Origin of the sequence: Streptomyces piniterrae (assembly GCF_005048155.1) — a bacterium.
GTDB classification, from domain to species: domain Bacteria; phylum Actinomycetota; class Actinomycetes; order Streptomycetales; family Streptomycetaceae; genus Streptomyces; species Streptomyces piniterrae.
Genome location: NZ_SUMB01000004.1, coordinates 781,157 through 804,867 on the forward strand (window position 1 = coordinate 781,157; position 23,711 = coordinate 804,867).

Consider the following 23,711-nt stretch of genomic DNA (forward strand, 5'->3'; position numbering starts at 1 on the left):
TCAACCACCGGCCCGTGGGTCGAGGGTGCTGCCCGCGTCCTGCTGGTAGGGCGTGCCCTGCCACTGCCCGAAGTCGAGCACCCGGCTCGGGTCGTGGACGACGAATTTCCATGGTCCGAGGTAGACGTTGTCGTGCCAGCGGTTGTGCTGCTTGTGGGTGATCGCCTCGGCCACCCGCTCGCCCTGGTACGGAGACCAGTCGGGATAGGTGCCGTAGTTGGCCAGCACCGCCATGCGGTCGCACTTCACCGTGCACTCCACGACGGACTTGTCCAGCACGAAGCGGTTGTCGTGGATGTCCACCCGCTGGGTCTTCCACCGGCAGTCGGTGTAGAGCGGTGCGGTGGCGATCGCCGGCCGCGCGCAGCGGTCGGAGCGCCGCACCAGCAACGTGCAGTTACCGGACGAGGTGTTGGCCGGGCTGTTGCAGAACCGGTCGGCGTTTTCCCACATCGTGATTCCGGACCAGTTGTTCTCCAGCACGTTCCGGTAGATCTCGATCTTGTCCGTACGGGCTCGGACCCGTGGTTCGCCGCCGGCCTCGGACAGGTAGACGGTCGCGAACGGGAAGTTGTCGCCGCGGTCGGCGTACCTGCGGCCCTCGACCCAGTTGTTCCGCCGGATCGTGTTCTTCCGGATGACCGCGTTGTAGCTGGTCTCATAGATCAGCGCGGCACCGTCGTTGGCCTCGACCACGTTGTCCTCGATGCGGAAGTCGTTGTTGTTGGTGTCCGCCCATAGCCCGGTTCCGCGGTTGTCGTGCACCCAGTTGCCGCGTACGTCGGCGCCGTTGACGGCCCAGAACTTCACGCCCGCGGTGCAGCCGCAGCCCGGCCGCCGCCGCTCCCAGTCGTCGGTGTTGTTGGCCACGATCTCGTTGCCCTCGACCACCAGGCCGCTGACACGACCGGCGGCCTTGTACGCGTTCATGCCGTACTGGCCGTTGCCGCGCAGGCAGCTGGCGAGGACCCGCTGGCGGGCACCGGCCATCAGCCCGGCGCCGGAGTTGTGCTGGATCTTCGCGTGCTCGATCACCCACCCGTCGGCCGAGTCATGGTTGACCACGCCCTCGTTGTGCGGCGCTACGAAACCCTGCACGGTCAGGTAGCGGATGGTGACGTCGCGGGCGGTACCGCCGAACGCGTACTGGTTGGTCTTCCGGCCGTCGAGCACCGCGCCCGGCGCGCCGAGGTAGCGGTTCCCGTTCTTGGGGATGACCTGGGAGTAGCGGTCCGGTTCGAGCCTGTGCTTGCCCGGTCGAAGCCAGAACGTGGTGTTCGGCGGGCTGCTCTTGGTCTTCGCCGCCAGGTCACCGACCTTCGCGGGGTCGACCGTCACCGCGCCCGCCGGCGCCTTGGCAGGACCGGCCGCGGGCTTGGCGCACACCCGGGCCACGGACCGGGCCACGGACGTGGATGGCTGGGCGGTCGGCTCCGCCGGTGCGCCCGGCGTGCTCACACAGCCGGTCGCCAGCAGCGCCGGCGCCGCCACCGGTAACGCCCAGTTCCGCCACTTGATCCCCACGCGTCCTCCCTAGCCGCGGAACCTGAGTACGGTGGTGAACCCCTCAGTGCCGTCGGTGAAGCCGGTGCCGACCAGCGTGGTGGCGGGTTCCTTGCGCCCGAAGCCGGCGGAGTACCAGCCGAGTGGCGGTTCGCTCTCGCCGCGATGCGCCTTCCAGGACAGTTGCTCGGGCAGGTCGAGTACCGCGGAGCGCGGCTCGCCGTCCCGGGTCCAGGTGAGCACCGCCCGGTTGTCCACCAGGTCCGCGGTGATCGCCGGGCCGAGGTGGAAGGCGAGGCGTGCGGCCCGGCGCGGGCCGTGCACCTCGTCGACCACCCGCAACTCCCGGGTCGCGGCGGTCAGTTCCACCCGGCGGCGGTGCACTGCGCCGCTGGTGCGCCGGTAACCGTCGTGCTCGGCGCACCAGCGGGCCACACCCTGGTGGGATGTGATCGCGGTCAGGACGCGGGTGCGGGCCTGCCGGGTCCACAGGAACGGGCCGCCGGAGGCGGACTGGTCATCGCCGTCCAGTTGCAGGGTGTTGTGGCCGAGGGTCGACCGGAAGTACTGCCGCCACTCGGGCTGCCCGTGGTAGCAGTACGTCCCCGGGTCGGCGAGCACGTCGACCCCGTCGTGCCGGACCTCCACGGACAGCGCGTCCGCGTGGGCGTGCGCGGCGATGGACAGGAAGCCGTGCGGGCCACCGTCGCAGCGGCACCAGATCCCCTCCGGGCCACGCAGGATGGTCATGCCCGCATCGGCGAAGTGGGCCGGTCGGCTCGCCGCGCGGGTCACGGCCGGTGCGGTGCCGTTCTTCGCGTACGGCCGGACGAGCGCGGCGAGCAGCGGGGTGCGCACATCGGTGCCGGTCACCTCGGGCCACCAGTCGAGGCGGCCGAACACGGCGTCCCCGGTGGCCAGCAGCGAGGCCCAGCGGTCGGTACCCGCGCCGTCCACGACCAGACCGTGACCGTCGTCCGCGTCCCCCTGGCGCGGCGGCCGCAGCCGGTTGTCCACGACGGCCGCGAGCGCGTCGGTCATCCGCAGCAGCACCAGCCGGATCGACGCGGGGACCGGCACGCCGGCGGCATCCGCCTCGGCCACCGCGGCCAGGCCGAGCTCCAGCACCAGTCCGTGATACTCGGTGGCCAACTCCCGGTTGAGGCCCGAGTCGAAGGTGTTGCCGCGCAGCTGCCGCTCCAGCGACCGCAGCGCGCCGGCTCGCCAACGCGCCGAGGAGGGGAACCACCCGAACGCGCAGGCCGCGGCGAACTGCCCGGCGGCCTCGGCGATGACGTGGTTGTTCGCCGAAGACCCCCGGCTGGGGAAGGCGGCCAGCCAGCGCTGGTGGTGCCAGATCTGGTTCCGCGCCACCGGGTTGCCCTCGAACAGCGCGGCCGCGCCCGGCCAGCCGTCGAGCAGCCGGCGGATCCACACCCAGGACAGCAGCCGGATCCCCAGCTCGATGCCGCTGACCCAGTGCACTCCGCGCAGCGGCGCGTTGGCCGCCCACCACAGCCGCAGATGCTCGGCGACGCGCTCGGCGTACCGCTCGTTCCCGGTGATCGCGTAGGCGGCGGCGAGCACGGTGAGGTACTGATGCCGGGACAGCTCCCAGATCTGCTTGATGTCCCCGACCGCGTCCTCGTTCCGGTACGGCACGTCGAAGGCATAGCCCCATGGAGCCCGGCGCCCGGTCTTCGGGTCGTACCACCAGTCCGGGTCGGCCAGGTCGTCCCGCTCCACCCCGAAGTACTCGGCGTGCCCGGCCATCAGCCGGTCCGCCTCGGCGATGAGCCGCTTCGCGGCGTCCGGTGGCACCGCGGCGATCGCCTGGGCGGGCAGTACCGCGGTGAACCGGGCGCCGGTCACGCTCGGGCAGTCCGGCGGCGCCGACCGCCACCGCCGCCTGCGCACCGCGTCGCCCACCCGGCCGCCGACCTCCCGCGGTCCCATCCGGGACAGCCGCCGCAGGTACCAGCCCGGACTCCCCGAGTTCGCCGTCATCGCGCCCTCGCCAGCGTCACCGGCGCACCGCCGACCAGGCCGGCCTGCACGGCGAGGGTGGCCGCCGTGGTGGCGACCAGCGACTCCAGCGGCACCGGCATCGGCCCGCCGGTCCGCACGGCCCTGATGAACGCGGCCAGCTCGGCCTCCTGGCCCTTGTCCCGGGCCTTGGGCAGCCGCGAACTGACCCACCGCTTATGGCCGGCTGTGCTCTTTTCGAAATACAGCGAGGCACGGACGAAGTCGTCGAGCCGCAGCACCTTGCCGTCCGCGACCAGGTCCAGCGTCTCCTTGGGGAAGCCGGCCGGACCGGTGGTGACGTAGCTGATGGTGGCGGTGGACCCGTCCGGGTAGCGCAGCACGGCCTGAATGTCACCGCCGCCCTCGGTGCCTGACGTGGTGACCGCGTACACCGAGACCGGGTCGGCCCCGAGCAGCCAGCTCGCCGTGTCGATGAAGTGCCCGCCCTCTCCGGCGAACCGCGAGCCCTCGGTGCCCTGTTGGAGGTACCAGCTGCCGTGCTGGAGCCGGCCCGCGTTGACCAGGTAGCGCAGGCTCGCCGGTCCGGTCCGGGTGCCGAACCGCTTCCCGGCCTCCTGCAAGAGCGGCGCGAACCGGCGGTTGAAGCCCACCTGAAGCCGGTCGTTGCCGGACTCCTCCACCGCCGCGAGCACGCCGGCCAGCTCGTCCTCGGTGAGGGCCAGGGGCTTCTCCACGAACACCGCCTTGCCGGCCAGCAGTGCCCTTCGGGTCAGTTCGGCGTGCGAGCTGTGGCGGGTGACCACGAACACCGCGTCGATGGACTTGTCGCCGAGCACGGCGTCGAGATCGGTGGTCGCCTCGGCGAAGCCGAACTTCCGCTGCGCGTTGGCCGCGGACAGCGCCGTCGTGGTGACGACGGTCGACAGCTCGACGCCGTCGCGCTGTGCCAGGTGCGGCAGCAGCATCGATGTCGCGTAGTTACCGGCGCCGACGAACGCGAGGCGCACCGGCGTCTTGGCGGGCCGGGCCGGACTCCGCTTCACGTTCACCGGGGGAACGGCCACCACCGGGGCCTCGGCCTCCACCGCCTGTTGGGGGTACCGGAACAGCACGGCCACGGCCTTCAACTCGCCTTCCTTCAGGCGCTGGTACGTCTCCACGGCGTCATCGAAGTCGGCGATGTGGGAGACCAAGGGCTCCACGTCGACGCGGCCGCGGGCGAGGAGATCGAGGAAGCACGCCAGGTTGCGGCGCTCGGTCCAGCGCACATAGCCGATCGGGTAGTCCCGGCCCTCCAGCTCGTACTCCGGGTCGTAGCGCCCGGGGCCGTACGAGCGGGAGAACCGGACGTCGAGCTCCTTCTCGTAGTACGCGTTCCAGGGCAGGTCCAGGCGGCACTTGCCGATGTCGACGACCCGGCCGCGGTCCCTGCTCAGCCGGGCGGCCAGCTCGACGGGTTGGTTGCTGCCGCCGCCGGCGGCCAGGTACACCTGGTCCACGCCATGGCCGCCGGTGAGTTCGGCGACGGCGGCTTCCACGGCCGCGGACGCGGGATCGCCGCAGGTCGCGGCGCCCAGGCGCGCGGCGAGCTCGCAGCGCTCCGGGTCGGGGTCGGCCCCGACGACGCGGACTCCCGAGGCGGCCAGCAGCTGCACCACCAGCTGCCCGATCAGGCCGAGGCCGATGACGAGGGCCACGTCGCCGAGCTGTGGCTCGCCGCGGCGGACGCCCTGCAACGCGATCGACCCGACGGTGCCGAAGGCCGCGTGGCGCGGCGCGAGGCCGTCCGGCACCGGGGTGTAGAGGTTCTTCGGCACCCAGTTCAGCTCGGCGTGCAGCGCGTGCTCGTTGCCGGCGCAGGCCACGAGGTCGCCGACCTTCACCTCGTCGATCCCGGTGCCGACCTGCTCGACCACCCCGCACAGCGAGTAGCCCAGCGGCGTATAGGAGTCCAGCTTGCCCATCACCTTGCGGTAGGTGGCGGGCAGCCCGTTGGTGGCCACGCTCTGCATGACCTTGGCCACCTGGTCAGGACGGGAGCGGGCCTTGCCCAGCATCGACATGCCGGCCTCGGACACCTTCATCAGCTCGGTCCCGGTGGATATCAGCGAGTAGGCGCTGCGGACCAGCACACCGCCCGGCTTGCACCCCGGCACCGGCACGTCGAGCACCGTCAACTCGCCGCTCTTGTAGTTCTGCACAACCTGTTTCACCCGAACTCCTCTGATTCCTAAGCCGATAACCGAGTGCTCTGGCCGGACCCAGAGGTCGCGCCGCGATACCAGTACTCGAGGGTCAGTACGTGCCACAGATGCTTGGAGAAGTCCCGCTGCCCGGCGGCGTCCTCGGCGACCATGCGCGCCAGCGCGTCGCGGCGCAGGAGCCCGGAGTTGACGAGTTCGCCGTCGTTGACCACCTCGCGCACCAGCGGCGCCAGGTCCCGGCTCATCCAGGCGCGCAGCGGGGCGCTGAACAGGCCCTTGGGCCGGTACACGATCTCCCGGGGCAGGACCGAGGTGGCCGCCTCCTTGAGGACGGCCTTGCCCTGCCGTCCGACGATCTTGCGATTGCCGGGCACGGCGAACGCCGCCTTCACCACCTCGACGTCCACGTACGGCACCCGCACCTCGGTCGATGCGGCCATGCTCGACCGGTCCGTGTAAGCGAGGTTCAGGCCCGGCAGGAACATCCGGGCGTCGCCCAGGCACATGCGGTTGACGAAGTCGTCGAGGTCGTTGTCCTGGTAGATGTCGGCATGCTCGGTCAGCACGTCGTCGACCGTCCCGGCCAGGTCCGGATCGACCAGGGCGAGCAGCTCATCCTGGTCGTACATGGTGTAGCTGCGCCGGAACGCGGTCTCCTCCGGCAGGTCGGCGAAGGACAGGAACCGCTTCGCGAACCGCACCGACCGGTACCCGCGGCGGGCCGTGGCGACCGGCAGCCGGTCCACGGCCCCGGACAGACCGCGCCGCACGGGCCGCGGGACGCGCTGGTAGCGCAGCGCGAGCAGGTTGGCCAGGTGCTTGCGGTACCCGGCGAACAGTTCGTCGGCACCCATCCCCGAGAGCATCACCTTCACCCCGGCCTCCCGGGCGGCCGAGCAGATCAGGAAGGTGTTGATCGCGGCGGGGTCGCCGATCGGCTCGTCCAGGTGGTACGTCATCTGCGGCAGCAGGTCGAGTACGTTCGGGGCGATCTCGATCTCGTGCAGGTCGACGCCGAACCGCTCGGCCACCTGCCGGGCATAGCGCAGGTCGTCCGGCATCGCCTCGAACTTGGCGTCCTCGGCGCGGAACCCGATCGTGTACGCGGAGATCCCGGGCCGGTCGCGGGCCGCCAGCGCGGTCAGGTAGCTGGAGTCCAGGCCGCCGGAGAGGAAGGTCGCCACGGGCACGTCGGAGAGCAGATGGCGTCGGGTCGACTCCTCGACGATGGCGGCCAGGTCCGGCGGCTCACTGTTGCGGGCCTCATGGGCGACATCCCGGAGGTTCCAGTACCGGCCGCGCTCCACCCGCCCGTCGGGCCGGCACCGCAGCCAGCTCCCCGGCGGCAGCTTCTCCGCCTCGCGGAACGCGCAGCGCGAATCCGGCACCCAGTAGTACAGCAGCGAGGCCACCAGCGCCGCATGGTCCACCTCCAGGGACCCGCCGGTGGCGGCGGCGAGCGCCTTGAGCTCGGAGGCGAACACCAGGCCCGCGCCGCGCCGGAGCAGGAACAGCGGTTTGATGCCCAACTGGTCGCGGGCCAGCACCAGTTCACCGGTGCGCTCGTCGAAGATCCCGAACGCGAACATGCCGCGCAGCCGGGGCAGACAGTCCGTGCCCCAGCGCCGCCAGGCCTCCAGCAGCACCTCGGTGTCGGAGGTACCGCGGAAGCGCACCCCGGCGGCCGCCAGCTCGGCACGCAGCTCGGGCGCGTTGTACAACTCGCCGTTGTACGTCAGGACGAGGCCGCCCGAGACCATCGGCTGGGCGCCGTTCTCGGACAGGTCGATGATGGCCAACCGCCGGTGCCCGAGGTGCACTTCGCCGTCACCGGCGGGGTGGCTGTACCGGCCCGCCCCGTCCGGACCGCGGTGGGCGAGAGTGTCGGTGAACCGGTCGGTCACGACCTTCCCGTCCGGCCATCGGTAGGTGCCTGCTATGCCACACACGTCTTACCGCGCCTCCTGGTCGGTGTCCGGGACCCGTACGGCCCATGACGGCCGCTCCGTCCGCAGCCGGCCCCTCTCGTTCTGCCTGGCCGGCCTCTCGCCATGGCCCCGTAACGCGATGTGCAGCCCGTCCCACAGCGTGCCGTCGGTCCGGTCCCCCGGATCGGGGTCGATCAGCACCACCCCGATCACCGGAATGCACAGGTCGTCGAGCTGCCGCGCCACGGTGTGCAGCCATGCGGCGCTGCCGTGCCCGGCACGCAAGACGAGCACGGTCCGGCCGCCGAGGTACTGGAGGTCGGTCCACGCCGCGCCGGGCGCTACCGAGCCGACGCCGATCCTGCGCACGTGCTGCGGCACGGCCGCGGCACGCTCGCCGCTGACCACGTCCGGGTCTCCCGGCTTCTGGCGGCGGCCCGCGAGCTGCGGTCCCGGCAGACCGTCGACGACGACCACGGGACCCTCCGCCGCCAGGGCCCCGGCCAGGTCCAGGGCGATCACGCTCGTGCTGTGCGCACAGCCCAGTTCCAGCAGCGACACCGGTCCCGCGGAGCCGCGCACGGTGCGGGCCAGGGTCGCGGTGAGCCGTTCGCGTGCCGCCCGGGTCCGTCGGCGCTGCCACGGCCTGGCCGGCCGGCGGGGCACACGGCGCAGCTCCGCGATGACCGACGCGCCCAGGTTCGCCGCGATCTCCCGGCGCAGCACGGGGCGGTCCGCCACCACCGCGCCGACCGCGGCCAGCGCGAGCCCGAGGACCAGCCCGAGGACCAGCCCGATCGCGGCGTTGGTGGCAGCGGCCCTGGGCAGGGAGTGGCGCACCACGCGCGGGGCGTCCACGATCTGTGTGCCGGTGATGAGTCGGGGCGTGCCGATGCGTGCCTCCGCGGCGCGCTGGTCGAAATCGGCGATCTTCGACTTGAGTTCGGCCCGGCGGGCGAAGAGCGACTCGATGCTCGCCGACTCCTTCGGGTCGCTCTCCGGCGTTCGGTCTCCGATCGCCCTGTTGACCCGGGCCAGTTCGTCCCGCAGCCGGTCACGCTGGTCGAGCAGGGTCCTGGCCTCGGCGTTCGCGGCTTCCCCCATCCGCTTCACATGGTCCGCGACGAACGCTTCGGCCAGCGCCCTGGCTCGACTCACCGCTTCCGCGTCGCTGTCCCCCGTGACATCGATCTGCAGCAGGTTGTTGGTCAAGCCGGTCCCCCGGTAGTCCCGCATGAAGTCCTCCGGGTTTTCCGGGGACTTGAGGGACCGCAGGGCCGGCTCGGCGACCCGCGTGGTCCGCAGCAGCTCGACGTCGGTGCGGATCAGCGTTCCGGGGTCGTTCGGCTGGTCCTCCTGATGCGCGACCAGCACCTTGGTCACCGCGGCCGGCGACGGCCGCAGCAGGACCGCCACCGCCGCACCCACCAGCAGCCCCAGCAGCGCCAGGGAGCACCAGAGGCGGCGACGCCTGCGCACCGCCACCACCAGCGCCTGCAGGTCCAGCAGCGGAGCGGCGGCGGACGACTGCTGTGTCTGCTGCGTAGCGCTCGTCGTCACTCGGAACCTCCCGCCGCGTGGCCGCGAACCGCGAGCACCGGAGTGACGTCGGCCGGAGGATGACCGGCAGACCGCGTCGGACGAGCCCGGACCGTGCCGGCGACGACGACGCCGACGACCTCATACCTGGCGTCCGCACACGCCTCGGCGATGCCGGCGAGCTCCCCTGCTGTCCAGCTGCCCGCGCTGAGCACGACCAGGGCACCGGACTCGGTGTCGCGGTCCGGCACCATCGGCCGGTCCACCGAGACCTCCGCCACCCGCAGCAGCGGCTCGCACTCGGCCTCGGCGACGAGCTGCCCGGCGGCCCGGCGGGCGATCTCGTCGCCGTCCGGTACGACGACCAGCAGCCGCCTGGGGGCCGGCAGCTGGTCCCGGAGACGAGCGCACACCCGCCGGTAGCGGATCCGCCTGCCGGCCTCGTCGCCGGACATCCGCGGGGTGGGTATGTCCCACCGGGTGTCGACGCCCAGCAGCCGGCGGATCCAGGCCCGCGGGCCACCACCTTTCGGCCGGTGCGCGGGCCGTTCACCGGGCACGTCGACGGTACCCAGCAGCGCCGAGCCGAGCGCCGCGGCGATCTCCGCTTCGGTGCGCAGTCGGCGATTCATCCGTGCGGCGGCGAGATGGCCGACGACCGCGAGCAGGAAGAACAGCAGCGCCCCGGCGGCGATGAGCTGCATCCTCGTCGGCGGTGCCTCGCCGGTCGGCCGGGCCGCAGGACCCATGACGACCATGTTGGCCTTGTTGGTCGCCGGGTCGGCCTCGTCCAGCTTCTTCATGGCCTCCTGCAGCGCGGTGCGCAGCTGCTCCAGCCCGGTGCGGGCCTGCACGCTCTCCACGGTCCGCCCCGGATCGGCCGCATTGGCCAGGTCGGTGATGCGGCGGTCGACCTGCGCCACCTTCTGCCGCAGCGCCTCGGGCCCCGCCGCCGCGTCGGGGTCGCTGTTGTCGCCTGCGATCCGCGCGGCGAAGGTGACGAACTGCCGGGCCACCTGGTCGGCGAGCCGCTGCGCGCGCTCCGGGGTGTCGGCCGTACCCGAGATCTTGACGATGTTCCCGTCGGCGGCCTTGGCGCTCACCCGATCCCGCAGCTCGGCGCCGCCGACGCCGGTCCAGCCGAGCGTGGCGGCCGCGCGGTCGACCACCACCGAACTGGCCGCGATCTCCGCCTGGGTCAGCAGCTCGCGCTCCTCCCACTGTCCCGGCAGCAGTACCGATGCCGACGCCGTGTAGCGCGGCGGAAACAGCACCGAGGCGCCGTAGCCGACGAGGGCGCCCACCACGGCGAGGACGGCGAGAAGCCGCCGGCGCCGACGGAGAATCCGCCCGATCGTGGCCAGGCGTACCGTGTCATCGCTCAACGGCGCGGCCTCTTCCCTGTGCGGAACCGGTCGGCGGCCGACACCGGGGTGTGGTCACGGCAGGCAGCGGCGTAGGCGGCGAGCAGCGACGCCTGCGAGTTCCGCCAGGAGAGCGGCCCGCCGATCCGCTCCTGGCCGATCTTGCCCATCCGGGCCCGCTTCTCCGGATCGTCCAGCAGCAGCGCGATGAGCTCGGCGAATTCGGCCTCGTCGTTGGCGGTGGCGTAGACGGCGGCGTCACCGGCGGAGACCCGCGCCTCCCGGAGGTCGAACGAGACGATCGGCCGGCCCATCGCCATGTACTCCAGGACCTTGTTCATGGTCGACACGTTGTTGAGCGGATTGCGCGGGTCGGGGGAAAGGCATACGTCCGCGGTGGACAGGTAGCGCACCAGGTCGGCGTCCGGAACGCGCCCGGTGAACTGCACCTGCTCGGAGAGCCCGAGCCGCCGGGACAGCTCCACCATCGCGTCGAAGGCGTCGCCTGAGCCGACGAACACCGCATGCCAGTCGGTCCGCCCGAGCTCGTCGCGCAGCTTGGCGAGGGCCCGCAAGGCGTAGTCGACGCCGTCCTGAGGACCCATCACGCCGAGGTAGCACAGCAGATGGGGCTTGCCGCGCTTCAACTCCGCCTCGGGCGGAACCGGTTGGAAGCGCTCGATCGCGGGCGCACTGCGCACCACGAACACGTCCTCCGGCCGCCGGCCGCCACGGCGCACCGCGACGGCCCGGTAGCTCTCGTTCGTGGCGAGCACGACGTCCGCGGCCCGGTAGGTCAGCCGTTCCAGCGCGCACACGGCGCGGTAGAGCAGGTCCTCGCCGCGGTCGAACCGGGAGAGATACAGCTCGGGCACCAGGTCGTGCTGGTCGAAGACGAACCGCGCGCCGCGCCGCTTCAGCCACAGTGCCGGCAGGAACAGCAGGTCGGGCGGGTTGCAGGCGTGCACCACGTCGACCGGGCCGACCTTCCGGGCCAGCCGGGCGGTATGCCACAACGCCGATCCGTACTCCCGCAGATAGCCGGCCGGACCTCCGGTGGCCGCGCGCAACGGGTAGCGGTGGATCCGCACCCCGTCGATCACCGCCTCCGGCTCCGTGTCCCGCTTGCTCCCCCGGGGACAGATGACGTGCACCTCCCAGCCCGCGTCGCGCAGCGTCGTGCACTCCTGCCACACCCGCCGGTCGAACGGCACCGACAAGTTCTCCACGAGGATCAGCGCGCGCCGGTCCGGCCGGTCTTTGCTGTTCGCGTTACCAAGCAAGGCCCATGTACCCCGGTTCGGCCCGGCGCGCCTCGGCGTCGGGAAGGTGGACGAGGTCGACGATCACCGGGCCGTCGGGAGCGCCGCCATGGGGCAGCGCCGACAGCACGGCCGGATCCCTGGTCCCGACCAGGCACACCTCGGCGTGTTCGAGCACCTCGTCGACGGAGTCCGCGAGCAGCTGCGCGAGGTGCGGCAGCCGGGTCTCGATGTACTCGCGGTTCGCGCCGAGCAGCCGGGAGAGGCTCACATTGGCGTCGTAGATCTTGAGGTCGTAACCCTTGCCGAAGAGCCTCTCCGCCAGCTCGACGAGCGGACTCTCGCGGAGGTCGTCGGTGCCGGGTTTGAAGGACAACCCGAACAGGCCCGCCTTGCGCTTGCCGGTGCGCTCGACCAGCTCCACCGCGCGTTGCAGATGGTCGGAGTTGGAGGGCAGCACATGGGCGAGGATGGGCACCGAGACGTCGGCCCGCCGCGCCGCGTGGACCAGACTGCGCAGGTCCTTGGGCAGGCAGGAGCCACCGAAGGCGAAGCCGGGCCGCAGGTAGGCGGGGCTGATGTTCAGCTTGCGGTCGGCCAGGAACACGTCCATCACCTGGTGCGAGTCCACCCCGAGCGCCTGGCACACCGCGCCCAGCTCGTTCGCGAACCCGATCTTGAGGCCGTGGAACGCGTTGTCCGCGTACTTGATCGCCTCGGCCGTCGGTACCGGCACCCGGAACACCTCGCCGGGCAGGCCGTCGTACAGTGCCGCCACCACGTCGCCGCTCGCCGCGTCGAGTTCGCCGATGACGGTCTTGGGCGGGTCGAAGAAGTCCCGCACGCTGGTGCCCTCGCGCAGGAACTCCGGGTTGACCGCGACCCCGATGTCCGCCCCGGCCGTGCCGCCGACGGACTTCTCCAGGATCGGTACCAGCAGGTTCAGGCAGGTGCCCGGGAGCATGGTGCTGCGGAACACGACGGTGTGCCGCCCCCCTTGCTCGGCCCCCTCGGCCAGCGCGGCGCCGATCTGCTCGGTGACCCGCTCCAAGTACGTGGTGCACAGGCTGCCGTTGGGCTCCGACGGCGTGCCCACGCAGACCAGCGACACCTCACTCTCCATGATCGCCTCGCGGACGTCGCCGGTGGCGCGTAACGCTCCGGTCCGCACGACCTCGGCGATCAGCTCGCCGATCCGCTCCTCGACCACCGGGGCCCTGCCGTCGTTGACCAGGTCGACCTTCACCTGGTTCACGTCCACCCCGATGACCTCGTGCCCCATGCTGGCCAGGCACGCGGCCGACACACAGCCCACGTAGCCGAGCCCGAAAACGCTGACTCTCATGACCCGTCCTTCCCCCCTGGCAGGCCCCTGTGGCCTGCCATCCGCGCGTCGATGGGACCGTTGAGCCGCAGCCCCCCAGGCATCAGTAGGCCCCCTGCCCGTAGACCACCGCACGCAGCGTCTTCCACAAGATCACTGCGTCCAGGGCGAGCGACCAGTCCTCCACGTACCGCAGGTCCAACCGGACCGCCTCCTCCCACGGCAGGTCACTGCGTCCGCTGATCTGCCACAGACCGGTGAGTCCGGGCTTGACCAGCAGCCGCCGCCGGATGTCCGGGCCGTACGCAGCGGACTCCTCCGGCAACGGAGGCCGCGGACCGACGAGCGACATCGAGCCGGTGAGCACGTTGAAGAGCTGCGGCAGCTCGTCGATCGAGTACCGGCGCAGCACCGCTCCCAACCGGGTCACCCGCGGATCCCGGCGGAGCTTGAACAGCAGCCCTGCGCCCTCGTTGCGGTCGGCCAGCTCGGCACGCACCCCGTCGGCCCCGGCGACCATGGTGCGGAACTTGAAAATGGTGAACTCGCGGCCGTCCTTGCCGATCCTGCGCTGGCGGTAGACCGCCCCACCCGGACTGTCCACCACCACGAGCAGCCCGACGAGCACCATCAGCGGCGCGAACAGCATCAGCAGGACCGCCGCGCCCATCCGGTCGACGACCTCCTTGACCGCCCGGCGGCCCCCGGTGAAGGTCGGCATGCTGACCCGCAGCAGCGGGATCCCGAGCACCGCGTCGACGTGCAGCCGCGGTCCCGCCACCTCCATCAGGACGGGGGCCACCACCATCTCGGCATCGCTGCCTTCGAGGTTCCAGGCCAGCCGCTGCAGCCGGTCCGGTGACCAGTGCGGATCCGGTGTGACCGCGACGACCCGGTAGCCGTCGCGGCGAACGTGGTTGGCAACGTCCGCCAGTCGGCCGACGACCGGCACTCCGTCCACTTGATCACCGGCGAGCCCCAGACCGTCCGCCGTGCACACCGCCTCCACCCGCCAGCCGAGGTGCGGGAACTTGCGCGTCCGGGTGATCAGGTCGCGCACGGTGGCCAGGCTCCCGGCAGCGAGCACCGGGCGCAGACACCGACCCTCTTTCCGCTGTTTGTGCAGCCAGAGACGCAGCAGATACCGCTCGGTCATGGTGATGAGCGCGATCGCCGGGATCGCGACGAAGATCCAGAGCTTGATATTGCGCGAGGTGAGGGCGATCCCGCCGAGCGCCAGTACGACGACCGCCGTGAACAGTGCGCGTCCGAGCCGGCGGAATTCCTCGGCGCCCTGGCCGAGCACGGCCGGAGCCCACGCCCGGCTCACCGCAAGCGCACCCAGCACCAGCAGCTCGGTGCCGAAGGCGAGAATTCTCCACTTCTCGTGCCAGTTGGCCGCGTCCCGTACCCCGAAGAAGCCGCCGATCGCCGCCACCACGAAGGCGGTTGCCACGGTGTCGCTGATGATCACGGTACGGCGGTACCGCTGCTCCCAGTCGCTCGTGGGCCGGCCGATCGCCACGTTCCCCAGACGCCCGCGCGCCGAGGGAAACAAGCTGACTAATTCCCCCTGCTGCACAGACCCCCCCGGGTCACCAGCAGGCTCGACGTGTTCGCCCAACACGGTTCCTCCCCCCGGGAGGCCCCCGCCCCCCGCTGTGCCACCCCTCGGAAGGCCCCCGCCCTCCGCGCCGCGCTGTTCCACCCCTCGGGAGGCCCCCGCCCCCCGCACACGACATACCGCCTATCTCAGTGCCACTTGAACAACCCACTGTGACGGCAGGCGACTTGCACGTCCTGCCGGACTCTCGACTCAAGAAGCGCGGAGACCCGTCGAAACCTTGGGTGCTCCCCGCACCCAAAGCCCCCTCTCGGGCTCCAAGAATTGATCATGACCTATAGATCATTACTGGTCGCTTTGTGAACCGACCAGCTGAAGCACGGTCAATCTAGACCATCGGGGCCAGCATGTGGAGGGGATGTGTGCAACTTGTGCCCGGACTTTGCGGCCGCATCCACCGACCGGTCACCACCTACGGGCGCCTGACGACGAAGACACACCTGGTGACCTGCGATGACGGGAGTCCTCGGGGCCGCCGGCAGCGGCACCCCCGAGGCGCCACGGCGCCGACAACTGGGCCGCGCCAAGGCCCTGTTGGCTCCCCCGGGGCCCGATGACGCCCCCAGCGGGAGCCGGGAGCATCGCGGCGGAGCACCTCGGCGTCGGGCCGGCCCCGGGTGCTGCCGTGCGCGCGGCGCTACCGGCGGGTGCCGGGTCAGAGTTCTTTGATCAGCCGTGTGATCACAGGCACCGGGAGGTGCGGGTACAGGATCCGCAAATGCCGCACGATCGCCGCATCGCCCTTCTCGTACCGCACTTGGCGCACCTCCTCGATCACCTCGGCACGGAAGTTCTCGTATGTGCGGAACGTTCGGTAGAACCAGTCACGCTGTCGGCTGCGGTGGTTGTAGACCGCCAACGGATATATACGCTCCGGCTCGCGCATTCTCACGCGGTGCCCTCGGACGAATTGCCGTACACCCTGCCCCGTACTGCGACGGAAAGCATTCCTCAAATGCTCCAGCTCCTGGCGGCACGCATTCGTCGACGCGCAGCGCCAACCTGCCGCACAACCACAAGGTTTCAGCACCTCCCGGAGAAGGTCACCGAATGGCCATATGACCGGCAGAACTCAAATGGCTGGGTCGGAAGCCAGGTTCGCCGAAGAAAAGGGCGACACCGACAATCGTCGGTACGTCGCGAGCGGTGCCGCAGGGTCTCCTCGCTCACCCGACGCCCAGCCCGTCACGACCCGATCGCCACGACCCGATCGCCAGAACTCGGCCCTCAGAACCCGACCCTCAGAACTTCACCGTCGACACCGTGTACACCACCGGATGCCCCGGCTCGTCGAAGCTCACCATGATCTGCTGAGACGGGTGCGGCGCCTTCATCCGCGCCGTCGTACCCGCCCACGGCGCGTCGATACCGAAGTCCCAGCCGACCTTCGCCGCCTGGCCCGGCGTGATGGTGGCCTTGCCCTTCTTGAGGTCGGCGGTGCTGGAGCCGATGGACTTCAGGTAGTGGTCGAGGCCCCAGTCGTTGGTCCTGAACTGCACGAACAGCGAGCTGGTCTGCCAGGAGTTGGTCTCGTAGTAATAGACCGGGGTCGAGCCGAGCGGCACCGGGACGTTGTAGATCCGCTGCTGCACCCGGGACGGAAAGGCGTTGGTCAGGCCGGTGGCGGCGGCCTCCTGTTCCTTGCCCTCGCCGCTGTCGCGGCTCTGCTCGGCGGAGATGACGATATAGCCGGCCGGGATCGCGATCAGCAGGAAAATGATCAGCGCGGACAGCCAGGTGCGGCCACGCTTGACACGCGGCGGCACGGCGGGCTGGAGGTCGTCGTTCATCAGCGGGTCCGGTTCGGTCATCGTCGGCCGGCCCGTTCATAGCGTTCATAGCGCTCGACGCGCCGCCGGTTGGCGCGCCGGAAGCGGCGGGCCACCAGACGGGCGAGGTCGGCGGCGCCCACCATGCCCGCCTCGGGGCCCAGCTGGGCCTTGGCGATACGCGCCTCGGGCCGGTAGCCACGGCCGGTGAGATGACGCCGGAAGGCGTCCCTGGCCGGCCCGATCAGCAGGTCGTCGGCGGCGCTGACGCCTCCGCCGATGACGAAGCAGGAGGGGTCGAGGGCCGCCGCGAGATTGGCGATCCCGACACCGAGCCACTGGCCGATGTCCTCCAGGAGCTCGACGCACATCGCGTCGCCCTCCCGTGCCAGCTCCGTGATCAGCGGCCCGGTGATGTCGCCGACCCGCCCACCGACCCGGTCGATGATGTTGTACGCCACCGGGGAGTCGGCGGCCGCCAGCTCCCGAGCCTCACGGACCAGCGCGTTGCCGGAGCTGTACTGCTCCCAGCAGCCCCGGTTGCCGCAGGGGCAGCGATGGCCGCCCGGCACGACCTGCATATGGCCGAACTCGCCCGCCACACCGTACTTGCCGCGCTTGACGGCGCCGTCCTCCAGGATCGCGCCACCGATACCCGTACCGAGCGTGATCATGACGAGGTGGTCCTCGCCGCGTCCGGCACCGAACCGCCACTCCGCCCAGGCGGCCGTGTTGGCGTCGTTGTCGACCATGACGGGAACCGCCAGCCGGCCCGCCAGGCGGTCCCGCAGCGGTTCGTTGCGCCAGTTCAGATGGGGCGCGAAGAGGACCTTGGAGCGGTCCGCGTCGACCCAGCCTGCCGCCCCGATGCCCACCGCGTGCACGTCATGCCGGTCGGAGAGATCCAACACCAGCTCGGTGATGGTGTCCTCGACGACCCGGGGACTCTTGGACTTGTCCGGCGTCTCGGTACGGACCTTCTCCAGAATCGTGCCGTCGGCGTCGACCACACCGGCCATGACCTTGGTGCCGCCGATATCGATACCGACGGTGGGCACACGGGGCGCGGTCAGATGCGAGCGCCGCTCCCGGGTACCGACCGTACGCAGCACGGTGGCCCTCGCGGACCCCCGGTGCACCCGTTCCCGGTACATGCTCATCGACCCACCCTCTTCCCGCGACGTTCCCCATTACGGATGCCGTTGCGGATGCCGTTCCGGTCGCGGCGGCTGCGTGCTCGCAAGAGTCGTCTCGTCCCTGCGGGTCTCAGGAGGCCGGGGCCTCGGCGTGCGTCGTCCGATGCGAGAGCGCTTCATCACCGTCGTGCGACGCGATGGCGTGCACCGCTGTCGTCCGATGCGACCTCGTGCATCGTTTCGGTGCGATTGTGCATCACTCGCACCGTCCGGCGCACCGCGACGTGGGGAAACGCGCCCCGCGGCCGGTGGGTCGGCCGCGGGGCGCGTCGATGGTCGGACGGTGTCCTATTCCGGACGGTGACCGCCGGGGAACTCCGGCGTCGCCGTACGAGCCAGCTCATGGCTGAGCTGCTCCAGCTCGCTGCCGCCCGCCATTTGGCGGGTCAGCTCCTCCAGAGCGATCGCCGACTTGGCATGACTTCCGGCCATCGCGCCACGCTTGAGGAGCACAAAGCGATCGCCGACGAGATACGCGTGATGCGGATTGTGGGTGATCAACACCACGCCGAGCCCGGCATCCCGGGCCGCCGCCACATACTTCAGCACGACGCCGGACTGCTTGACGCCCAGCGCCGCCGTCGGCTCGTCCAGGACCAGCACCTTGGCACCGAAGTAGACGGCGCGGGCGATGGCCACACACTGCCGCTCGCCGCCCGAGAGCGTGCCGATGGGCTGATCGACATCGCGCAGGTCGATGCCCATCCGCAGCAGCTCACTACGGGTGGTCTCGCGCATGGTGCGCACGTCCAGCCGCCGGAAGGGACCCACCCCCGTGGTCGGCTCGGAGCCGAGGAAGAAGTTCCGCCACACCGGCATCAGCGGGACGACCGCGAGGTCCTGGTAAACGGTGGCAATGCCCCGGTCCAGCGCCTCACGCGGGGAGGACAGCCGGATCTCCTCGCCCTCGATCGTGAAGGTGCCCGCATCGTGCTGATGCAGCCCCGCGACGATCTTGATGAGGGTGGACTTGCCGGCGCCGTTGTCGCCCAGCACACAGGAGATCTCCCCGGCGTGCACCTCCAGCGACACACCTTCGAGTGCCTTGATGTTGCCGTAGAACTTGCTGACCTCGGTCAGCTCGACCAGGGCCGGCTTCTCGTCCGGCGCCGTCTTCTTGTCCACCGGCGTCTTCTTGTCGAGGGCAGTCATGCTTTCTCCTCCGCCCGCTTGCGGACCCATGCGTTCAGGAGCGTGGCGAGCAGCAGCATCGCGCCGAGGAAGAACTTGTACCAGTCCGGATTCCACTGCGCGTAGACGATGCCCTTGCTGGTCATGCCGAAGATGAAGGCACCGACCGCGGCACCGATCGCCGAGCCGAAGCCACCGGTCATCAGACAGCCGCCGACCGCCGCCGCGATGATGAAGAGGAACTCGTTGCCGACACCGTCACCGGACTGGATCTCGTCGTACGAGAACAGCAGATGCTGGCCGGACACCCAGGCCGAGAAGGCGACACCCATATAGAGGCCGATCTTGGTCTTGGTGACCGGGACACCGACCGCCCGCGCCGCATCGGCATTGCCGCCCACCGCGAAGATCCAGTTGCCGACGCGGGTCCGCAGCAGAATCCAGGTCGCCACCGCGACCAGCACGATCCACCACAGGATGGTGATCTGAATGTCGACACCGCCCACCGTGAGATGGGAGGCGAACAGCGCACGGGCCGACTCGAAGCCCTCCATGTCCGCGATCGACTTCGTGGAGACGGTGCCGCCGATCAGCTTGGTGAAGCCCAGGTTGAGGCCCGTCAGCATGAAGAACGTACCGAGCGTGATGATGAAGCTCGGCAGTTTCGTACGGGTCAGCAACATCCCGTTGAACACCCCGATAGCCAGGGTGACCAGCAGCGACACCCCGACACCCACCCAGGTGTTGGCGGTCATCTGGTAGCTGAACATCGACGAGATCAGCGCCGAACTGACGACCATGACACCGGCCGACAGATCGAACTCGCCGCCGATCATCAGCAGCGCCACCGGCACCGCCATGATGCCGATCGTCGACGACGCATACAGCACGGTGGCCAGGCTGGACGCCTGGAGGAACGGTTCGGCGACGATCGAGAAGAAGACGAAGACCGCGGCGGCGCCGACGACCGAGCCCAGCTCGGGACGGCCCATCAGACGGCGCGCCAGAGAGCGGTGCAGCAGACGTTCGTCTCCGGTGCCCTTGGCGGGCGGGCCCGCGGGCTGCAGAAGTGGTGCGTCGGTGGTGCTCATCGGGTTCCCCGCTTCGTGTATTCCTGCAACGCGGCGGCGTCCTTCTTGGTGATCACCTGGGGTCCGGTGAGCACCGGCTTGCCGCCGCCGAGAACGTCGGAGTTGTACTTGTAGAGCCACAGCAGATCGACCGCCTCATAGCCCTGGAGATAGGGCTGCTGGTCGACGGCGAAGCCCAGCGAACCGTCCTTCAGACCACCCGCGACCTGCGCATTGAGATCGAACGTATCGATCTCCGCCTTACTGCCCGCCTGGTCCTTCGCCTTCACTGCGGTGGCGGCGAACGGCGCACCGAGCGTGACGACGGAGTCGATGCCACGATCCGACTGGAGCTTCGACTCGATCGAGGACTGCACATCGGGCATGTTCGTGCCCTCGACATAGAGCTTCCGCAGATCGCCCTTGAAGGTCTTCTCGGCACCGTCGCAACGCTGCTCATGGCCGACATTGCCCTGCTCGTGCAGAACGCACAGAGCCTTCTTCCGGCCCCGCTTGTTGAGCTCCTCGCCGACGGCCTCACCGGCCACCGTCTCGTCCTGCCCGATGTGGCTGAGCGCGCCGAACGCCTTGGACGCCTCGGCCCCGGAATTCACCGTGATCACGGGTATACCGGCCTTCCGGGCCTTGGCGATCACGTCCTTCATGGCGTTGGGCTTGGCGAGCGAGACGATCAGCCCGTCGACCTTCTGGTCGATATAGGACTGCACCAGCTGACTCTGCCGGCCCGCCTCCTTGTCGTGCCCGTACACGAACTTGATGTTGTCCTTCACGGCGGCCTGCTCGGCACCGTTCTGCACGATGTCCCAGAAGGTGTCGCCGTCTCCCGAGTGGGTGACCATCGCAAACGTCCACCTGGGGGTGTTCACCGCGGCCTTGCCCCCGGCGGCCTGCGCCTCGCGCTCCTCCTCCGCCCGCTTGCCGCCGGTGCTGCTGCATCCCGCCAAGGAGGCGCCGAGCGCCGCTGCCAGCACGGCGCTCACGACGCGTCCCCTTCTCCGAACCCTTGCCACGAGGACTTGCCCTTCCCGCTGATGTCACGCTGTGTCGGCTGTATTGGCAGTGGCGGCTGTACGCGCCGTGTCGGCATCGCCGGCCATCCAGGCCGGCGGGCCGGCCGTCTCACCCGCTGCCGTGCCCGGCATCCCGCCCGCTGTCGTGCGTGCTGCGCTGCCTGCCATCGTGCGCACTGTCCTACCTGCGCTTTCACGGTTTCGGCAATCACGACTTCCGAAATCACGACTTCGGTGATCAAGACTTCCGTAGTCACGGTTCTGGTGGTCGCGGTTTCGCACACCGGCACCGGGCGACCGGCTCCAACCGCCCAAGTATCCGTTACCGGTGATCTGTACCGGTTCATCGGGTCCCGCCTTCCGTAGGGCTTCACCGGGTCCCGCGCCCGGTGTACTCCTCCAACTTCGGTACGTCCTTTCCGCTGACCAGGGCCGGTCCGGTGAGCACCGGCTTGCCGCCGCCGAGCACATCCGCATTGGTCCTGTGCAGCCAGAGCAGATCGACCGCCTCGTAACCCTGGAGATACGGCTGCTGGTCGACGGCGAACGTCACGTCCTTGGCCTTGAGGAGCCGCACCACCGCGGGGTTCAGGTCGAACGTCGCGACCTGCGCCTCGCTGCCCGCCTCGTCCCTCGCCTTGACGGAGATCGCCGCCATCGGCGCACCGAGCGTGACGATCGCGTCGATGGACTTGTCCGACTGCAGCTTGGCCTGCACCGACGACTGCGAGGCCGGGGCGTTGGTGCCGTCGACGTTCAGGTTCTCGACCGACCCGTGGAAGCCCTTGCGGACACCGGCACAGCGGTCCTCCAGCGACACATTGCCCTGCTCGTGGATCACACAGAGGACCTTCTTGGCGTGCCGGTCGTCCAGCTCCTCGCCGACCGCCTGGCCCGCCACCGACTCGTCCTGACCGATATGCGTCAGCGCGCCGTACGCCTTCGAGAACTCGCCGCCGGAGTTGACGGTGATGACCGGGATGCCCGCCGCGACGGCCTTACGGACGGCCGCCTGGACGGCCTGCGGCTTGGCGAGGGTGACGATCAGCCCGTCGACCTTGGCGTCGATATAGGACTGGATCAGCTCCGCCTGCTTCGAACCCTCTTTGTCGTTCGCGTAGAGAAACTTCACATTGTCCTTGGCCGCGGCCGCTTCGGCGCCGTTCTGGACGATGTCCCAGAAGGTGTCGCCCTCGCCGGAGTGGCTGACCATCCCGATGGTCATCCGAGGCGTACCGGCACCTTTGCCACCACCGGACGCGCCGGACGCGCCTTCGGAACCCTTGCCCCCGGAGCCACTACACCCGGCGACCAACGCGAGCGACGCCACCAGGCCCGCACTGAGAACACCGCGGACGGACCGAACGCTCCGCATGCCGCGCCCGCTTCGACCGCTGCGCCTGCTGAGGACATTGACGGGTCGAGCCATACGTACGTTTCGCACGCCGATCATCGTGGGACCGCCTTTCTCCCGGCCGCCTGAGTGCGGCTGGAAGAGTTCTAAGGCGCCCACGAAGCCACGTCAATACTTTGTCCGAACATTCTGACGCGGAGGCGCATCATATCGGGACGCAGTGGCACATAAGGGCGACCTGACAGACCACAAAGAGCCCAGGAGCGAGTCTCGGGGCGGCTTCGACACGGTCTCGGGGCGGCTTCGGCGACGATCCAGGGAGGGAACGACGGCCGGCCCGGTCGACCCAGCGGTCCCAGGGCAGCCAAAACCAGCCACCCACGCGCCTTTGAATTCCCGCGCGTGGAGGCCCGCTGACTTCATCTGGCCGGGGGCGCGAAGGCACGACCCGGCGCTTTGCTCAGACGCGGCCCACCAAGGCCACTCGCCACTCCTACGGCCGCTGGGGCAGGGATGCACCCTTACGGCATCTCACGCGGCCATTCAGCATCATTCAGCGCGCAAACCCCAAAGCCGGCACGCCCGCCCCCTCGCCCAGCCCCGCAGGGAAAACTCCGCTGGCCGGCCCCACAGGGCACCCCCTCCCCCACCCGGCCACACCCCAGGGCTCAGGGTCACTCCTCAGGGGCGGACCAGCAGCTGGAATTCAAAGGCGTAACGGGACGCACGGTAGACATGCGACCCGAACTCGACCGCGCGCCCGGTGTCATCGAACGTGGTGCGCTGCATCGTCAGCAGCGGGGCACCCTCGGGCTCGTCGAGCCGCTCGCCCTCCTCCGCCGTCGCGGCGCGCGCCCCGACAGCCTGGCGGGCGCTGTGCAGCGTGATGCCGGCCGACCGCATCAGCCGGTACAGACCGGTCTCCTCCAGCTCGGCGGTCTCCAGCTTCAGCAACCCGGCGGGAAGGTGGTTGCGCAGATGCGCGACGGGCTCGCCGTGGGTGAGGCGCAGCCGCTCGACCAGCGCGACCTCCGCGCCCTCGGCGATGCCCAGCGCGGCGGCAACCTCGGCGTCCGCCTCGGTGGTGGTGTTGAGCAGCACGCGGGTGGCGGGCTTCTGCCCGGCCGCCTCCAGGTCGTCGTAGAGGCTGCTCAGCTCCAGGGGGCGTTTGACCTGGCTGTGCACGACCTGAGTGCCGATGCCCCGGCGACGGACCAGCAGCCCCTTGTCGACCAGCGACTGGATCGCCTGCCGCACCGTCGGCCGGGACAGCCCGAGCCGCCCGGCGAGCTCGATCTCGTTGCCGAGCAGGCTGCCCGGAGCCAGCTTGCCGTTCTCGATCGCCGCCTCCAACTGCTGGGACAGCTGGAAATACAACGGGACCGGACTGTTCCGGTCCACGCTGAACTGGACGGGACTCTCG

The 23,711-nt window shown here is 70.1% G+C and carries 17 protein-coding genes; all 17 read right to left on the bottom strand.

Features of this window, described 5'->3' with window-relative positions:
- The 17 genes from FCH28_RS16040 to FCH28_RS16120 all read right to left on the bottom strand — a co-directional run bounded on the left by FCH28_RS16040 (position 1) and on the right by FCH28_RS16120 (position 23,689).
- Positions 1–1,524 (bottom strand): right-handed parallel beta-helix repeat-containing protein, encoded by a 1,524-nt coding sequence (locus tag FCH28_RS16040; protein ID WP_136740523.1) that lies wholly within the window; start codon positions 1,522–1,524, stop codon positions 1–3.
- 9 nt (positions 1,525–1,533) lie between these two features.
- Positions 1,534–3,510: an alginate lyase family protein gene (locus tag FCH28_RS16045; RefSeq protein ID WP_136740524.1), complete on the bottom strand. Its 1,977-nt coding sequence runs from the start codon at positions 3,508–3,510 to the stop codon at positions 1,534–1,536.
- Positions 3,507–5,705 carry a bi-domain-containing oxidoreductase gene (locus tag FCH28_RS16050; RefSeq protein ID WP_136740525.1) on the bottom strand — a complete coding sequence of 733 codons (2,199 nt, stop codon included), beginning with the start codon at positions 5,703–5,705 and terminating at the stop codon, positions 3,507–3,509. Before FCH28_RS16050 ends, FCH28_RS16045 begins: the two co-directional genes overlap by 4 nt.
- Before the next feature lie 17 nt (positions 5,706–5,722).
- Positions 5,723–7,645 (bottom strand): asparagine synthase (glutamine-hydrolyzing), encoded by a 1,923-nt coding sequence (gene asnB, locus FCH28_RS16055; protein WP_136740526.1) that lies wholly within the window; start codon positions 7,643–7,645, stop codon positions 5,723–5,725.
- 3 nt (positions 7,646–7,648) lie between these two features.
- Entirely contained in the window at positions 7,649–9,184 is a 1,536-nt protein-coding gene (locus FCH28_RS16060; protein WP_136740527.1) for a Wzz/FepE/Etk N-terminal domain-containing protein, read from the bottom strand.
- On the bottom strand, positions 9,181–10,548 hold the full coding sequence (locus FCH28_RS16065; RefSeq protein ID WP_136740528.1) for a Wzz/FepE/Etk N-terminal domain-containing protein: 1,368 nt from the start codon (positions 10,546–10,548) through the stop codon (positions 9,181–9,183). The genes FCH28_RS16060 and FCH28_RS16065 overlap by 4 nt, the downstream gene beginning before the upstream one ends.
- Complete coding sequence (locus FCH28_RS16070) at positions 10,545–11,810, bottom strand: glycosyltransferase family 4 protein (RefSeq protein ID WP_136740529.1); 1,266 nt, start codon at positions 11,808–11,810, stop codon at positions 10,545–10,547. Before FCH28_RS16070 ends, FCH28_RS16065 begins: the two co-directional genes overlap by 4 nt.
- Complete coding sequence (locus FCH28_RS16075; protein WP_136740530.1) at positions 11,800–13,134, bottom strand: nucleotide sugar dehydrogenase; 1,335 nt, start codon at positions 13,132–13,134, stop codon at positions 11,800–11,802. Before FCH28_RS16075 ends, FCH28_RS16070 begins: the two co-directional genes overlap by 11 nt.
- A gap of 82 nt (positions 13,135–13,216) precedes the next feature.
- Complete coding sequence (locus FCH28_RS16080; RefSeq protein WP_136740531.1) at positions 13,217–14,695, bottom strand: sugar transferase; 1,479 nt, start codon at positions 14,693–14,695, stop codon at positions 13,217–13,219.
- 697 nt (positions 14,696–15,392) lie between these two features.
- Positions 15,393–15,623: a hypothetical protein gene (locus tag FCH28_RS16085; RefSeq protein ID WP_136740532.1), complete on the bottom strand. Its 231-nt coding sequence runs from the start codon at positions 15,621–15,623 to the stop codon at positions 15,393–15,395.
- Between the two features lie 355 nt (positions 15,624–15,978).
- Positions 15,979–16,548, bottom strand: a complete 570-nt coding sequence (locus tag FCH28_RS16090) for a hypothetical protein (RefSeq protein WP_136740533.1) — start codon at positions 16,546–16,548, stop codon at positions 15,979–15,981.
- Positions 16,545–17,666 (bottom strand): ROK family glucokinase, encoded by a 1,122-nt coding sequence (locus tag FCH28_RS16095; protein ID WP_136740534.1) that lies wholly within the window; start codon positions 17,664–17,666, stop codon positions 16,545–16,547. Before FCH28_RS16095 ends, FCH28_RS16090 begins: the two co-directional genes overlap by 4 nt.
- Positions 17,667–17,990: 324 nt before the next feature.
- Positions 17,991–18,854: an ATP-binding cassette domain-containing protein gene (locus FCH28_RS16100; RefSeq protein ID WP_136740535.1), complete on the bottom strand. Its 864-nt coding sequence runs from the start codon at positions 18,852–18,854 to the stop codon at positions 17,991–17,993.
- Entirely contained in the window at positions 18,851–19,924 is a 1,074-nt protein-coding gene (locus FCH28_RS16105) for an ABC transporter permease (RefSeq protein ID WP_136740536.1), read from the bottom strand. Before FCH28_RS16105 ends, FCH28_RS16100 begins: the two co-directional genes overlap by 4 nt.
- On the bottom strand, positions 19,921–20,934 hold the full coding sequence (locus FCH28_RS16110; RefSeq protein WP_484422074.1) for a sugar ABC transporter substrate-binding protein: 1,014 nt from the start codon (positions 20,932–20,934) through the stop codon (positions 19,921–19,923). Before FCH28_RS16110 ends, FCH28_RS16105 begins: the two co-directional genes overlap by 4 nt.
- A 370-nt stretch (positions 20,935–21,304) precedes the next feature.
- Complete coding sequence (locus FCH28_RS16115; protein ID WP_136740736.1) at positions 21,305–22,309, bottom strand: sugar ABC transporter substrate-binding protein; 1,005 nt, start codon at positions 22,307–22,309, stop codon at positions 21,305–21,307.
- Between the two features lie 660 nt (positions 22,310–22,969).
- Entirely contained in the window at positions 22,970–23,689 is a 720-nt protein-coding gene (locus FCH28_RS16120) for a GntR family transcriptional regulator (RefSeq protein WP_136740738.1), read from the bottom strand.
- Positions 23,690–23,711: the final 22 nt, after the last annotated feature.

Bases quoted from the DNA above. Each gene is read 5' to 3' on its own strand.
- FCH28_RS16045 (WP_136740524.1), bottom strand. From the start codon at position 3,510: ATGACGGCGAACTCGGGGAGTCCGGGCTGGTACCTGCGGCGGCTGTCC.
- FCH28_RS16075 (WP_136740530.1), bottom strand. From the start codon at position 13,134: ATGAGAGTCAGCGTTTTCGGGCTCGGCTACGTGGGCTGTGTGTCGGCC.
- FCH28_RS16085 (WP_136740532.1), bottom strand. From the start codon at position 15,623: ATGCGCGAGCCGGAGCGTATATATCCGTTGGCGGTCTACAACCACCGC.
- FCH28_RS16090 (WP_136740533.1), bottom strand. From the start codon at position 16,548: ATGACCGAACCGGACCCGCTGATGAACGACGACCTCCAGCCCGCCGTG.
- FCH28_RS16095 (WP_136740534.1), bottom strand. From the start codon at position 17,666: ATGAGCATGTACCGGGAACGGGTGCACCGGGGGTCCGCGAGGGCCACC.
- FCH28_RS16100 (WP_136740535.1), bottom strand. From the start codon at position 18,854: ATGACTGCCCTCGACAAGAAGACGCCGGTGGACAAGAAGACGGCGCCG.
- FCH28_RS16105 (WP_136740536.1), bottom strand. From the start codon at position 19,924: ATGAGCACCACCGACGCACCACTTCTGCAGCCCGCGGGCCCGCCCGCC.
- FCH28_RS16115 (WP_136740736.1), bottom strand. From the start codon at position 22,309: ATGCGGAGCGTTCGGTCCGTCCGCGGTGTTCTCAGTGCGGGCCTGGTG.